The organism is Photobacterium sp. GB-1, assembly GCF_003026165.1.
Taxonomy (GTDB): domain Bacteria; phylum Pseudomonadota; class Gammaproteobacteria; order Enterobacterales; family Vibrionaceae; genus Photobacterium.
Genome location: NZ_PYOB01000013.1, coordinates 58,136 through 71,402, shown reverse-complemented (window position 1 = coordinate 71,402; position 13,267 = coordinate 58,136). Strand labels below are relative to the sequence as shown.

Sequence of the window (13,267 nt, the reverse complement as noted above, 5' to 3'; positions counted from 1 at the left end):
TAATATAATAAGTAACAATATTGATTAAGACCGTAATAAGTATTGGCTAATTTCATTATCTTTTTGATATTTTAAATAAAAACGCCCTGTTTATATTAAACAGGGCGTCCGATTTCAGATGATGTACGATTACGCTAAGAAGCGAGGAATACGGTTTTCAAAGTCTGTAATTTTATCTTCGTGTTGCAGTGTCAAACCGATATTGTCTAAGCCATTTAATAGGCAGTGACGACGGAATTCATCAATTTCAAAGGTGTACTCTTTACCATCCGCACTGACGATCATTTTTTCAAGATCAACCGTGATCTGTGCGCCTTCATTTTCATCGACATACTTAAATAAAGTGTCAACGTCTTGCTCAGAGAGACGTACGGGCACCATTTGGTTATTGATCGAGTTACCATAGAAAATATCGGCAAAGCTTGGCGCAATCATAACTTGGATACCGTAATCAGCAAGCGCCCACGGTGCATGTTCACGAGAAGAGCCACAACCAAAGTTTTCACGCGCCAGTAAAATACTCGCGCCTTGGTAGCGAGGGGCGTTCATAATAAAGTCAGGGTTTGCCTGCTCGCCTGCATCATCTAGAAAACGCCAATCATGGAAAAGGTGCTTACCAAATCCAGTTCGAGTTACTTTCTGCAAAAACTGTTTTGGAATAATCGCATCGGTATCAATATTTGCCGTATCTAGCGGTACAACTAAACCTGTGTGTTGTTTAAAACCTGTCATGTTCAAATCCTTTTGTTACACCGATGCGGCATCTAGTTGGCGAATATCAACAAAATGTCCGGCACATGCCGCTGCTGCTGCCATGGCTGGGCTAACTAGATGAGTACGCCCATCACGACCTTGACGGCCTTCAAAGTTACGGTTACTGGTTGACGCACAACGCTCACCGGGACCTAAGCGATCGTTATTCATTGCCAGACACATTGAACAACCGGGTAGTCGCCATTCGAAGCCTGCTTCAATGAAGATTTTATCAAGCCCTTCTTTTTCAGCTTGTGCTTTCACTTGCTCTGAGCCTGGAACGACTAAAGCTTGTACGTTAGCGGCAACTTTACGCCCTTTGGCAATGGCTGCTGCTGCGCGCATATCTTCAATACGTGAGTTAGTGCATGAACCAATAAAGACTTTATCAACGGCAAAATCAGACAGGGCTTTGCCAGCTTCTAGTCCCATGTAAGCTAATGCTTTTTCTGCAGAGGCTTTTTCAACGGGATCGTTAAAGCTTTCAGGGGCAGGGATTGGCTCATCAACGGCAATCACTTGACCTGGGTTTGTTCCCCATGTCACTTGCGGCTTTATGTCTTTAGCATCGAGCGTTACAACGGCATCAAACTCGGCGTTCGGATCGGATTTCAATGATGTCCAGTATTCTACTGCGGCATCAAAGTCTGCGCCTTTCGGGGCAAATTCACGATCTTTAATATAATCAAAGGTCGTTTGATCCGGTGCAATTAAACCTGCTTTAGCGCCTAGTTCAATCGCCATATTACAAACGGTCATACGACCTTCCATTGTAAGGTCTGTGATTGCTTCGCCACAGAACTCAACCACATAGCCAGTACCGCCAGCTGCGGTTGTTTTACCAATGATGGCAAGGACGATGTCTTTTGCTGTAATGCCTTCAGCTACTTTACCTTTAACTTCAATCTTCATGGTTTTCGCACGAGATTGTTTTAAGGTTTGGGTGGCTAAGACATGTTCTACTTCCGAGGTACCAATACCGAAGGCCAGTGCACCAAAGGCACCGTGAGTCGCGGTGTGTGAGTCACCACAAACAATGGTCATACCCGGCAGAGTAATACCCAGCTCAGGCCCCATGACGTGTACAATGCCTTGATATTTGTGGTTTAAGTCATACAGGGTGACACCAAACTCTTCACAGTTTTTTGCCAGTGTTTCCATTTGAATACGTGCCATTTCCCCCGATGCATTGATATCTTTAGTTTGGGTAGAAACGTTGTGATCCATCGTGGCGAATGTTTTTGATACTTGACGCACTTTACGACCCTTCTCACGCAAGCCATCAAAAGCTTGCGGGGATGTCACTTCATGTACAAGGTGACGGTCGATATATAAGATCGGGTTTTCCCCTTCTGCTGCAACGGCAACATGGGAATCGTAAACTTTTTCATAAAGCGTTTTAGGTGAAGCTGAAGCGTTATTATTAGTGTTCGACATTGCTCAATGCTCCCTTATGCTTGTTGAATGTAGGCTGCGATCTTATCGCCCATTTCACTGGTGGTGAGTGCTGGTTTATCACTCGCAAGATCGGCAGTTAACTCCCCAGCTTCCAGCGCTTGTGATACCGCTTGTTCGATAGCACGCGCTGCTGTTTCTTCACCTAGGCTGTAACGAAGCATCAGTGCTGCTGATAGGATCTGCGCGACTGGATTTGCAATGTTTTTACCTGCAATATCCGGTGCTGAACCGCCGGCAGGCTCGTACATACCAAACTTATCTTGGTTAAGGCTAGCTGAAGGCAACATACCCATAGAACCTGTGATCATTGCACATTCATCCGAGATGATATCGCCGAAGATATTTGAACATAGCATGACATCAAATTGAGAAGGATCTTTGATCAGCTGCATGGTCGCGTTATCAATGTACATATGAGTTAACGTCACATCAGGGTAATCTTTTGCGATTTCTTCTACGACTTCACGCCATAAAATAGAGCTCTGTAGGACGTTAGCTTTATCAATAGAGCAGACTTTTTTGCTGCGTAAGCGAGCTGATTCAAACGCAATTTTTGCAATACGTTCAATTTCATAGCGGTAGTAGACTTCAGTATCGAACGCTTTTTCTTGTGCGCCTTCACCTTCGCGGCCCTTTGGCTGACCAAAGTAAATACCGCCAGTGAGCTCACGCACAACAGCAATATCAAAACCACGCTCTGAAATATCAGCGCGTAGCGGAGAGAACTTCTCTAAGCCACGGTGAATTTGAGCTGGACGTAGATTACAAAATAATTGGAAGTGTTTACGAAGTGGTAGAAGAGCACCACGTTCAGGTTGATCGTTAGGTGCTAAATGCTCCCACTTAGGGCCACCAACAGAGCCAAATAATACGGCATCGGATTGTTCACAGCCTTTTAGAGTGGCATCAGGTAGTGGGCAGCCATGATTATCGATAGCAATACCACCTACATCATATTCTGTACGATTAAAGGTTAGATTAAATTTAGCCTCGATTGCATTTAGCACTTTATGTGCCTGTTGCATCACTTCTGGACCAATCCCGTCACCGGGTAAAACTGCAATATTGTAAGAACCAGCCATGGTATCTTGCTCTCCATAATTGTTTAAAAGTATAAATTCGTGAGTCGCTGTAAGCGTTATCAACTAGTGAGTTGCTGAGCGCTGCTTTATTTCTTCAATTTGATCTGCACGGTGAATGCTATTGATAACGTGCAGTAACGCTTGACCAGACGCTTCTACAATATCGGTTGCTAAGCCCGTTCCGTGGTATTTTCTGCCTTTATAATTAGCGATGATATCAGCTTGTCCTAAGCCGTCTTCGCCTTCGCCTTTTGCAGTTAAATCAAATTTATCCAGTACAATGTCATAACCTGTTAGGCGGTAAATACACTGGTATAACGCATCGACAGGACCATTACCGACCGCCGCTTCACATTTTTCTTCGTCACCACACAATAGTTTGATACTGGTGGTGGCCATCACACTACCCGACTGAACACTTAGGTAGTTCAGCTTGAAGTAGTCATCTTCATCACGAAGGTTAGAAAAATGCATCAGTGCTTCTAAGTCATAATCAAACACTTGGCCTTTTCGATCAGCCAGTTTTAAGAAATCAGCATACAGTTTATCTAGGCTATACTCTTTCTCGGTGTAGCCCAATGCATCCATGTGACTTTTAACTGCCGCACGACCAGAGCGACTGGTTAGGTTTAGTGCTTGGTTTTTAAGGCCAATCGATTCAGGCGTCATGATTTCATAGGTGTTTTTATTTTTTAGCATCCCATCTTGGTGGATACCCGATGAGTGACTAAAGGCATTAGCACCAACAATCGCTTTATTGGCTTGAATTGGCATATTACACAACTGACTAACCATTTTACTGGTACGGTGAATTTCATCGTGTTTGATATTGGTTGTTACGCCCAGTAACTCCTGACGCGTTTTGATGATCATCGCAATTTCTTCTAGTGAGCAGTTACCTGCACGCTCACCTAGACCATTAATGGTTCCTTCTACCTGACGAGCACCCGCTTGAACGGCCGCCATTGAGTTGGCAACAGACATGCCTAAATCATCGTGACAGTGGACAGAAATCACTGCCTTATCGATATTTGGAACGCGGTTAAATAGTTGAGTGATAATGCCGCCAAATTCGCTCGGCAGGGTGTAGCCTACGGTATCAGGGATATTAATGGTGTTAGCGCCCGCATCGATAGCGGCTTCTACCATGCGGCACAGATTATCAATTGGTGTACGGCCCGCATCTTCACATGAGAACTCAACATCATCAGTATAGTTACGTGCTCGTTTTACAGCTGCGATACCCATATCAATGACATCATCATAACTACGACGTAGCTTGTCTTGGACGTGAACGGTTGAGGTTGAAATAAAGGTATGAATGCGGAAAGCTTCTGCGACTTTCAATGACTCTGCCGCAACATCAATATCTTTTGCTACTGCTCGTGATAAAGCACAAATACGACTATTTTTGATGTGTTTCGCGATGGTTTGTACTGACTCAAAATCGCCAGGGGATGAAACAGGAAAGCCTGCTTCAATCACATCAACGCCTAAACGTTCTAATGCGTATGCGATCTGTAGCTTTTCTTTTACGGTAAGGCTTGCCGACAACGCTTGTTCACCGTCACGTAGCGTAGTATCGAAAATAATGACCTGATCTTTCATTGCTACTTCCTTTTAATCTATTACCGTTACAGGTTAGTTCGCATTCACTTGCGCTAGTCGTTATATGAAAAAACCCGCGCAAGTTGCGCGGGTTTTAAAATCTTTAGTGGCGTTTCCCACTCAAAAGCAACCTGCGCGATTTAAGTCACGATAAGGAGGAGGCTAAGGAGTAAAGAGAAACGTTTTTTCATTTTATACACACTTATATAAAGTTGATTAACAAATGAATACCAAATAGACAGGTCAAAGGTCAACCAATAATTACGTTTATTTTACAATTATGGCGGTAACTAATTGATTTTTAATTATTGCGATATGTTTTTCCATAAATAAGGGAAAAAAACAGAGATGATAGGGCAATAACATTTAATGATAAATAGTTGTCAAATTATTAACAATTTACGTAATTCTCTTTTCTTCTAGATTGTCACTGACTCTCCTTTGAAGTTTCACCTTGTTGTCACAAGTCCTTTTTATCCTAGTGATAGTTATAAAAAGGAGAACAATGATGACATTACTTACCCCTATTCAGCGTTTTGATTATGCGTTTTCAACGCTATGTCTCTGTCATCGATTTAATATTCCATTGGCTAAAATTAGCCGTATTGTTTCACGAACCGGTGATGGTCACTTATATGCCATGATTGGCTTGCTCATATGGTGGGGTGATCAACAACAGGGGGGGGCTTTCATTTTTTATGGTTTGTTGATGTTTTTGATTGAACTCCCATTGTATTGGTTGCTCAAAAACAGCTTTAAACGCAGTCGTCCGGTTAGTTTACCCTCCTTTATTAAACCCTCAGATCGCTATAGCTTGCCATCAGGTCATACTGCGGCGGCTTTTATGATGGCCGCCTTAATTTCAAGCTTTTATCCTTCGTATAGTGAAATGGTGTGGCTATGGGCAAGCTGCATTGGCTTCTCCCGTGTATTGCTGGGGGTACATTATCTTAGCGATATCATTGCTGGCGCATTATTAGGTTTTGCTTGTTTCGAATTAGCCGGTTATATCTTGTAAGGAACATACAATGAAAATACTTTATGGGATCCAAGGTACGGGTAATGGCCATATTTCTCGAGCTCGTGAAATGGCACGTGCTTTTGATGGATTAGATTGTGAGGTTGATTATTATTTTTCAGGGCGAGAAAGAGATAAGTTTTTTGATATGGCCTGCTTTGGTGATTATCAATTGGGAAAAGGGCTGACTTTCGTTACCGAACAAGGCTGTATCCAACGGTTAAAAACATGGCATCAGCTTAATTTACGGCAATTTCGACAAGAGGTGAAAACGTTAGATTTATCTCGTTATGATTTTGTGTTGAATGATTTTGAGCCCGTTACAGCATGGGCTGCAAAACAGCAGAAAGTACCCAGTCTCTCGTTAAGTCATCAAGCTGCTTTCCTGCATGATGTGCCAAAAGCGAATGAAAGCGTATTTGATCGATTACTTACACGTTATTTTGCTCCGACTCAATATCAAATTGGTCTGCATTGGCACCATTTTAACTGCCCAATATTACCGCCAATTATTCCTTGTTTTGATACACCAAGTTGTCAGCAAAAACCATTTATTTTGGTGTATTTACCCTTTGAGTCACTTTCTCAAATTACCGATTTACTCTCTCATTTCCAGCAAGTGAATTTTGTTTGTTATCACCCCGATATTGAGAGTAAATCACAATGGCAAAACGTGCAGTTGAAACCATTAAGTCGAGAGGGTTTTCATCACCATTTACATTGCTGTAAAGGTGTTGTGGCAAACGGTGGTTTTGAACTGCCTTCAGAGGCCATTTCTCTAGGGAAAAAATTATTGTTAAAACCACTCCAAGGGCAATTTGAACAAAGTAGTAATGTTGCGACGTTAGCGATGATGGGATTAGCGCATGTTACTCCATCATTAGATGTGACGACGATGCGAGTTTGGCTTGATAGCGAGAGTGTTGGGCGGGTTAAAATCCCAGATGTCGCAAGTGAAGTTAGTAAGTGGTTACTTAATAAGGAGTGGGATGATCTTGATACGCTAAAAGAAGAGTTATGGCAGCAAGTCGAGTTTCCAGAATCAGTTGCTGAAGCAATGTCTGAGCATTACCCTGAAAGCCAATATATTACGACAACACCTTCGCTTATTAAATCATTGGTGAAATGAATTAATAGAAAAAATTACTGATTATTCTTGAATTTGTTATCGCTTTTCACCTTAAAAAAAGGTCTAAAATTTTATTCATATCTTTTTTTATTTATTTTATGTTTGATTTAAGATTATGATTTTTTAATGTTTATATTTCTGAATGTGGATTAATTCATACAATCTTCATAATCACTTATATTCTATTATTAGTCTCATCAATTTGTTTGGATAATACTGGTCTCATCCCAAATCAAGCGGGTTTAGATTAGAAGCAATAATTAAGCTTCTAAGTTACTGAAGGCATAGGACGTGCCGATGAACTCATAAATTTAGAGGCATAATATGACACGTAAAACAGCGTCAGTTTTCCCAACAGAAAGTTACTCAATGGAATCAACATTACGTAGTGTTGATCTTAATTTATTAACTGTTTTTGACGCCGTAATGCAAGAGCAGAACATTACTCGCGCTGCACATAATCTAGGTATGTCACAACCTGCGGTAAGTAATGCAGTTGCGCGCCTTAAAGTAATGTTTAATGATGAGCTATTTATTCGTCATGGTCGCGGTATTCAACCCACGCAACGCGCAAAACAATTGTTTGGTCCACTTCGCCAAGCACTGCAATTAGTGAAGAATGAGTTGCCATGTTCTATCTTTAATCCAATGACATCTAGCCGTACTTTTAAGTTGGCAATTTGCAGCCCCTCAGACATACGTTTTGCACCTCAGATTTTAAAAGAAATGCACTCCCAAGCTCCTCATTTACGTCTTCAACTTGAAGCAGAATTTGAAGCCGGATTAGCACAGAAATTGCGTTATCAAGAAATTGATTTTGTGATTGATTATGTACGCTTTGATGAACAAGGTTTTTGTAGCACAGAATTATTCAGTGATGAACTTGTTGTTATTGCATCTGGAAATCACCCCCGTTTACATGACAGTATTTCTGAAGCTGAATTTAATCATGAAATGCACGCCGTATTAAAAACGAACCCTGAAATTAAAGGTTTTGCCGATCATATTTACAATCAAGCGCACAGTTACAATGAAGCTTATCAAGGTGCGAGTTTAAGCAATATCATGTATGTGGTCGGTCAATCTGAATTAATAGCGGTAGCGCCTCGTTGGTTAGCAGAATCTGTGGCTGATAACCTACACTTAAAAGTGTTAGAGCTTCCCTTTGCGAATAACAAAATTAGCGGTTACCTAAGTTGGCATGAATCTACACAAAAGGATAAAGGCAATATCTGGATGCGAGATCAGCTAATGACAATTTGTGGCGATTTAACGTAATAAACCCCATGATATAAACGTGAAGGTCAGCACAATTGCTGACCTTTTTTGGTTAAAAGCTATCGATATTATAGTGGTAAGAGTTGTCTGCTGTTTCGCAATATGAATAATGCCGCAACGTGAAATAAGGTTGATTTTTTCGTTCTTCAACCATGTTATTTATAGATTCTTACACTTTTGCTTTTTGATTAAAAAGTCGTTTGATAGCCTTTATTCACAAGGCGTAGAGTAGCGGGTAAGCGTTGGGAAATATAATTTTATGTGCATTATGGTTGGCTTTTTATAGGCTGAATTGTAGACTGCATATCTCGAATAAGCTTACAAGTGTAAGCTAAAAAAATAGAGTACTTATGGCACAACACGATTTTCATATTGTTCACCGCATTCGCAGTCAAGTTTCTCGCTTAGGTGATAAGCCTGCATTACGTCATCAAGTCGATGGTGAGTGGCAAGATATTAGTTGGAATTGTTTTGGTGAGCAAATTCAGCAACTGGCTTTAGCATTATTGTGCCAAGGCTTACAAGTACAAGATAAAGTTGGCATATTCGCAAACAATATGCCTCGTTGGACTGTTGCTGATTTTGCCGCGTTATACAATCGTTGTATTACCGTTCCTATTTATCCAACAAGTACAGCGCAGCAAGCGGCTTATATTCTTCAAGACGCAAGTGTAAAAGTACTTTTTGTTGGCGAGCAAGCTCAAATGGATGCGGCTGTTGAAATTGCAGCGCAATGTCCTCAGCTTGAACGCATTGTTGCATTGTCTGACGATGTCACGATCCCAGAACATCCATTGGCGTGTCATTATAATGAGTTTGTTAAGCAAGCAAGTGGTGAGTATCAGTTAGAACTTGATACTCGTTTAGCTGAAAAACAAATGGATGATCTGATCACACTGATTTATACCTCGGGTACAACCGGTACGCCGAAAGGGGTCATGTTAGACTATGCAAATATTGCTTCTCAGATTGAAGCACATGATCAACGTTTAGCATTAGATGAAGGTGATACGTCATTATGCTTCTTACCGTTATCGCATGTCTTTGAACGCGCATGGACGTTTTACGCACTACATCGTGGTGTTGTAAATTGCTACCTATCAGATACGAATAAATTAAAAGAAGCATTAATCACGGTGAAACCGCACTATATGTCAGCGGTTCCTCGTGTATTTGAAAAAATCTATTCAGGTATTCACGATAAAGTCTCTCGCGCACCCTTACACCGCAAAATGATATTTACCTGGGCGGTGAACATGGGCGCTAAGATGTCTGCTGCCCGTCAAGAATGCCGTGAGCCATCTTGGTTATTGAAGAAGTCTTATGCGTTAGCCGAGAAAGTGGTGCTATCTAAACTACAGGCAGTACTCGGTGGTAATATTAAATTTATGCCATGTGGTGGTGCGAAATTAGATGCGGGCATTGGACGCTTTTTTCATGCGATTGGAATTAACGTTAAGTTAGGTTACGGCATGACAGAAACCACAGCGACGGTTTCTTGTTGGGATGACAGCTGTTATAACCCTGACTCTATTGGTATGCCAATGCCTGGTGCTGAAGTTAAAATTGGCGAGCAGAATGAAATTTTAGTTCGTGGTCCAATGATTATGCGTGGCTATTACAATATGCCAGAAGAAACCGCGAAAAATTTCACTGAAGATGGCTTCTTGAAAACCGGTGATGCGGGTTATCTTGATGATCAAGGTAACTTGTTTATCACAGATCGTATTAAAGAGTTAATGAAGACGTCTGGTGGTAAATATATTGCACCGCAAGTGATTGAAGGTGCGATAGGTAAAGATCACTTTATTGAGCAGATAGCTGTGATTGCTGATACTCGTAAGTTTGTATCAGCCTTGATTGTTCCGTGTTTTGAAACGCTTGAAGAACATGCACGCGAATTAAATATCAAATACAAAGACCGTTTAGAGCTGATCAAACATAGCCAAATTGTCGAGTTGATTGAAAAGCGTGTGGTGGAGCTACAAAAAGATTTAGCACGTTTTGAACAAGTGAAAAAATTTACATTGTTACCTAAATCATTTTCGATGGACAAAGGCGAGTTAACGCCGACTCAAAAACTTCGTCGAAAAGTGATTCAAGATCGTTATCACAAAGAAATTGAACATATGTATGAGGAAAGCCATAAAAAGGCCTCTAATAAAGACAAGTAATGTTTTATTTTTAATAAATTAAGGAGCCGTTATGGCTCCTTTTTTATTTTATCCAGTAACATATTTGGCAATAAAACTATGCAGTGGTTATTAATGTGCCTAGATGGTTTTATTGACCTGTAAAAAGTCATAAAACAGCAATTTTTAAGATTTTAAAATCAAAGTCGACTTTTCCTCTAGATTCAAATGCTGCAAAAGCGTTAAAGTTGTTGCAGGTAACTGTGTGTTGTTATGGCATTGCGCAGTATACATAGCATGAATTATTCATGGCGTTTATTAGGCTAAAAATAAGCCCTAACTATGTTTCATCGACCTGGAGACAAAATATGGAGATGTTGTCCGGCGCTGATATGATCGTACGTTCTATGATCGATCAAGGCGTTAAGCATATATTCGGCTACCCTGGTGGCTCTGTTCTTGATATCTACGATGCCCTTCATGAGAAAAGCGATATTGAACATGTTCTTGTTCGTCATGAACAAGCTGCAGTTCATATGGCAGACGGCTATGCGCGTGCCACGGGTGATGTAGGTGTTGTACTGGTGACCTCTGGTCCTGGCGCAACGAATGCTATTACTGGTATTGCAACGGCTTATATGGATTCAATTCCTATGGTTGTGTTATCAGGGCAGGTAATGAGTAGCTTAATTGGTAACGATGCATTCCAAGAATGTGACATGGTTGGGATCTCACGCCCAGTCGTTAAACATAGCTTTCTTGTAACCAAACCTGAAGACATCCCTGAAATCATCAAAAAAGCCTTCTATATAGCATCTACAGGCCGTCCAGGTCCTGTTGTGGTTGATATCCCTAAAGATATGTTAAACCCTGCTGAAGCATATCCATATCAATATCCAGAATCGATTTCCTTACGTTCATATAATCCGACGACCCAAGGTCATAAAGGACAAATTAAACGTGGTGTTAAAGCGCTATTATCTGCGAAAAAGCCAGTATTGTATGTCGGTGGCGGTGCCATCATGTCATCGTGTAGCGAGCAATTGATTGAGCTTGCTGAGTCATTAAACATTCCTGTTGTAAATACCCTGATGGGGTTAGGGGCATTCCCTGGTACACATAAACAGTGTTTAGGTATGTTGGGTATGCATGGCACTTATGAAGCGAATATGGCAATGCATAACGCAGATCTTATATTTGGTATTGGGGTGCGTTTTGATGATCGTACGACCAACAACTTAGAAAAGTACTGCCCTGACGCAACGATCATGCACATAGATATTGATCCTTCATCAATATCTAAAACCGTATCAGCAGATATTCCTATCGTGGGATCGGCGGATACCGTATTAAATAGCATGCTTAAATTATTGAAAGAGCATGAAGTTAAAAATGATCAACAAGAGATCGTGCAATGGTGGCAATCAATTGAATCGTGGCGTGAACGTGAATGTTTAAGTTATGACACTGATGGCGATCGTATTAAACCACAACAAGTCATTGAAGTGCTTCACCGCTTAACGAATGGCGAAGCTTATGTCTCTTCTGATGTTGGTCAGCATCAAATGTTTGCCGCGCTTTATTACCCGTTTGATAAGCCACGTCGTTGGATTAACTCTGGTGGTTTAGGCACGATGGGTTTTGGCTTGCCTGCTGCGATGGGAGTGAAGTTTGCTTTGCCTGATGAAGAAGTGGTGTGTGTAACTGGTGATGGCAGTATTCAGATGAATATTCAAGAGCTATCTACGGCGCTGCAATATGATATCCCAGTTAAGATTATTAACTTAAATAACCGATTCCTAGGCATGGTAAAACAGTGGCAAGATATGATCTATCAAGGTCGCCACTCTCATTCATACATGGACTCTGTGCCTGATTTTGCGGCTATCGCTGAAGCTTATGGCCATGTCGGTGTGCGAATTTCAGATCCTAATAAATTAGAAAGTGAACTAGAGAAAGCGTTAGCACTAAAAGATAAATTAGTCTTTATTGATATCAGTGTTGATGAAACAGAGCATGTTTACCCAATGCTTATCCGTGGTGGTGCAATGAATGAGATGTGGTTAAGCAAGACGGAGAGAACATAATGCGTAGAATTATTTCAGTATTACTTGAAAACCAACCGGGTGCATTATCTCGTGTGGTGGGGCTATTTTCTCAACGTGGTTACAATATCGAGTCACTTACTGTTGCGCCGACTGACGATCCAACGTTGTCTCGTTTGAACATCACGACCAATGTGAAAAATGAATCGGCTTATGAGCAAATTGAAAAACACCTTCATAAGCTGATTGATATTTTAAAAGTCAGTAACATTACTGAATCAGAGCATGTTGAGCGTGAATTAATGCTTACCAAAGTCAAAGCAAGTGGTTTTGCGCGAGCAGAAGTTAAACGTACTGCAGATATTTTCCGTGGACAGATTATTGATGTGACAAGCCAAATTTATACGATTCAATTAATCGGTACAGGTGAAAAACTTGATGCATTTCTAGCGGCAGTAGGTGAAGCGACAGAAATTATTGAAGTCGCTCGAAGTGGCGTAGTAGGCATGGCTCGAGGAGAGCGTGCATTAAAGGCGTAATTGTATAGCGCACTTATTAACAAAGCCGATTGTCGTAATAAGCAATCGGCTTTAGTTTTTTTAATACATAGATATCGACTAACCTTTAGTAAGGAGCAGAAGGCAGGGAAGCGCTTATACCATATGAGGTAAGCGATGCTGCGGCAATTTTTGGTCCGATTAACCACAGCTATTCTCGTTATTTTAGGCTGTAAAGTGAGTGCAATTTATTTTTTGTTAGTTGTA

The 13,267-nt window shown here is 41.1% G+C and carries 10 protein-coding genes; 6 read left to right on the top strand and 4 right to left on the bottom strand.

The features are described 5' to 3' along the window. Nucleotides 1-129 precede the first annotated feature (129 nt). From leuD to leuA, 4 genes are all read right to left on the bottom strand, one after another. Nucleotides 130-732 (bottom strand): 3-isopropylmalate dehydratase small subunit, encoded by a 603-nt coding sequence (leuD, locus tag C9J45_RS13515; RefSeq protein ID WP_107207641.1) that lies wholly within the window; start codon nt 730-732, stop codon nt 130-132. A 15-nt stretch (nt 733-747) separates the two neighbouring features. Further along, nucleotides 748-2,190 (bottom strand): 3-isopropylmalate dehydratase large subunit, encoded by a 1,443-nt coding sequence (gene leuC, locus C9J45_RS13510; protein WP_107207642.1) that lies wholly within the window; start codon nt 2,188-2,190, stop codon nt 748-750. 14 nt (nt 2,191-2,204) lie between these two features. After that, nucleotides 2,205-3,293: a 3-isopropylmalate dehydrogenase gene (leuB, locus tag C9J45_RS13505; RefSeq protein ID WP_107207643.1), complete on the bottom strand. Its 1,089-nt coding sequence runs from the start codon at nt 3,291-3,293 to the stop codon at nt 2,205-2,207. Nucleotides 3,294-3,356: 63 nt separating this feature from the next. Next, nucleotides 3,357-4,901, bottom strand: coding sequence for a 2-isopropylmalate synthase (gene leuA / locus C9J45_RS13500; protein ID WP_107292654.1), 1,545 nt, complete (start codon nt 4,899-4,901; stop codon nt 3,357-3,359). 508 nt (nt 4,902-5,409) lie between these two features. Here leuA and C9J45_RS13495 point away from each other — a divergent pair. The 6 genes from C9J45_RS13495 to ilvN all read left to right on the top strand — a co-directional run bounded on the left by C9J45_RS13495 (nt 5,410) and on the right by ilvN (nt 13,042). Next, the gene (locus tag C9J45_RS13495; RefSeq protein WP_107207644.1) at nt 5,410-5,919 is read left to right on the top strand and encodes a phosphatase PAP2 family protein; all 510 of its coding nucleotides are present in this window, start codon (nt 5,410-5,412) and stop codon (nt 5,917-5,919) included. A 10-nt stretch (nt 5,920-5,929) separates the two neighbouring features. Next, nucleotides 5,930-7,048: an MJ1255/VC2487 family glycosyltransferase gene (locus C9J45_RS13490; protein ID WP_107292653.1), complete on the top strand. Its 1,119-nt coding sequence runs from the start codon at nt 5,930-5,932 to the stop codon at nt 7,046-7,048. A gap of 324 nt (nt 7,049-7,372) precedes the next feature. Next, nucleotides 7,373-8,326 carry a transcriptional regulator LeuO gene (gene leuO, locus C9J45_RS13485; protein ID WP_107207646.1) on the top strand — a complete coding sequence of 318 codons (954 nt, stop codon included), beginning with the start codon at nt 7,373-7,375 and terminating at the stop codon, nt 8,324-8,326. 350 nt (nt 8,327-8,676) lie between these two features. Continuing rightward, nucleotides 8,677-10,500: a long-chain fatty acid--CoA ligase gene (locus tag C9J45_RS13480; RefSeq protein WP_107292652.1), complete on the top strand. Its 1,824-nt coding sequence runs from the start codon at nt 8,677-8,679 to the stop codon at nt 10,498-10,500. Nucleotides 10,501-10,826: 326 nt separating this feature from the next. Further along, nucleotides 10,827-12,545 (top strand): acetolactate synthase 3 large subunit, encoded by a 1,719-nt coding sequence (locus C9J45_RS13475; RefSeq protein ID WP_107207648.1) that lies wholly within the window; start codon nt 10,827-10,829, stop codon nt 12,543-12,545. Then, nucleotides 12,545-13,042 (top strand): acetolactate synthase small subunit, encoded by a 498-nt coding sequence (gene ilvN, locus C9J45_RS13470; protein ID WP_005369845.1) that lies wholly within the window; start codon nt 12,545-12,547, stop codon nt 13,040-13,042. The genes C9J45_RS13475 and ilvN overlap by 1 nt, the downstream gene beginning before the upstream one ends. Nucleotides 13,043-13,267: the final 225 nt, after the last annotated feature.

Excerpts from the sequence above, each read along its gene's own strand:
- leuD (WP_107207641.1), bottom strand. The coding sequence starts at position 732 with ATGACAGGTTTTAAACAACACACAGGTTTAGTTGTACCGCTAGATACG.
- leuC (WP_107207642.1), bottom strand. The coding sequence starts at position 2,190 with ATGTCGAACACTAATAATAACGCTTCAGCTTCACCTAAAACGCTTTAT.
- leuB (WP_107207643.1), bottom strand. The coding sequence starts at position 3,293 with ATGGCTGGTTCTTACAATATTGCAGTTTTACCCGGTGACGGGATTGGT.
- leuA (WP_107292654.1), bottom strand. The coding sequence starts at position 4,901 with ATGAAAGATCAGGTCATTATTTTCGATACTACGCTACGTGACGGTGAA.
- C9J45_RS13495 (WP_107207644.1), top strand. The coding sequence starts at position 5,410 with ATGACATTACTTACCCCTATTCAGCGTTTTGATTATGCGTTTTCAACG.
- C9J45_RS13490 (WP_107292653.1), top strand. The coding sequence starts at position 5,930 with ATGAAAATACTTTATGGGATCCAAGGTACGGGTAATGGCCATATTTCT.
- leuO (WP_107207646.1), top strand. The coding sequence starts at position 7,373 with ATGACACGTAAAACAGCGTCAGTTTTCCCAACAGAAAGTTACTCAATG.
- C9J45_RS13480 (WP_107292652.1), top strand. The coding sequence starts at position 8,677 with ATGGCACAACACGATTTTCATATTGTTCACCGCATTCGCAGTCAAGTT.
- C9J45_RS13475 (WP_107207648.1), top strand. The coding sequence starts at position 10,827 with ATGGAGATGTTGTCCGGCGCTGATATGATCGTACGTTCTATGATCGAT.
- ilvN (WP_005369845.1), top strand. The coding sequence starts at position 12,545 with ATGCGTAGAATTATTTCAGTATTACTTGAAAACCAACCGGGTGCATTA.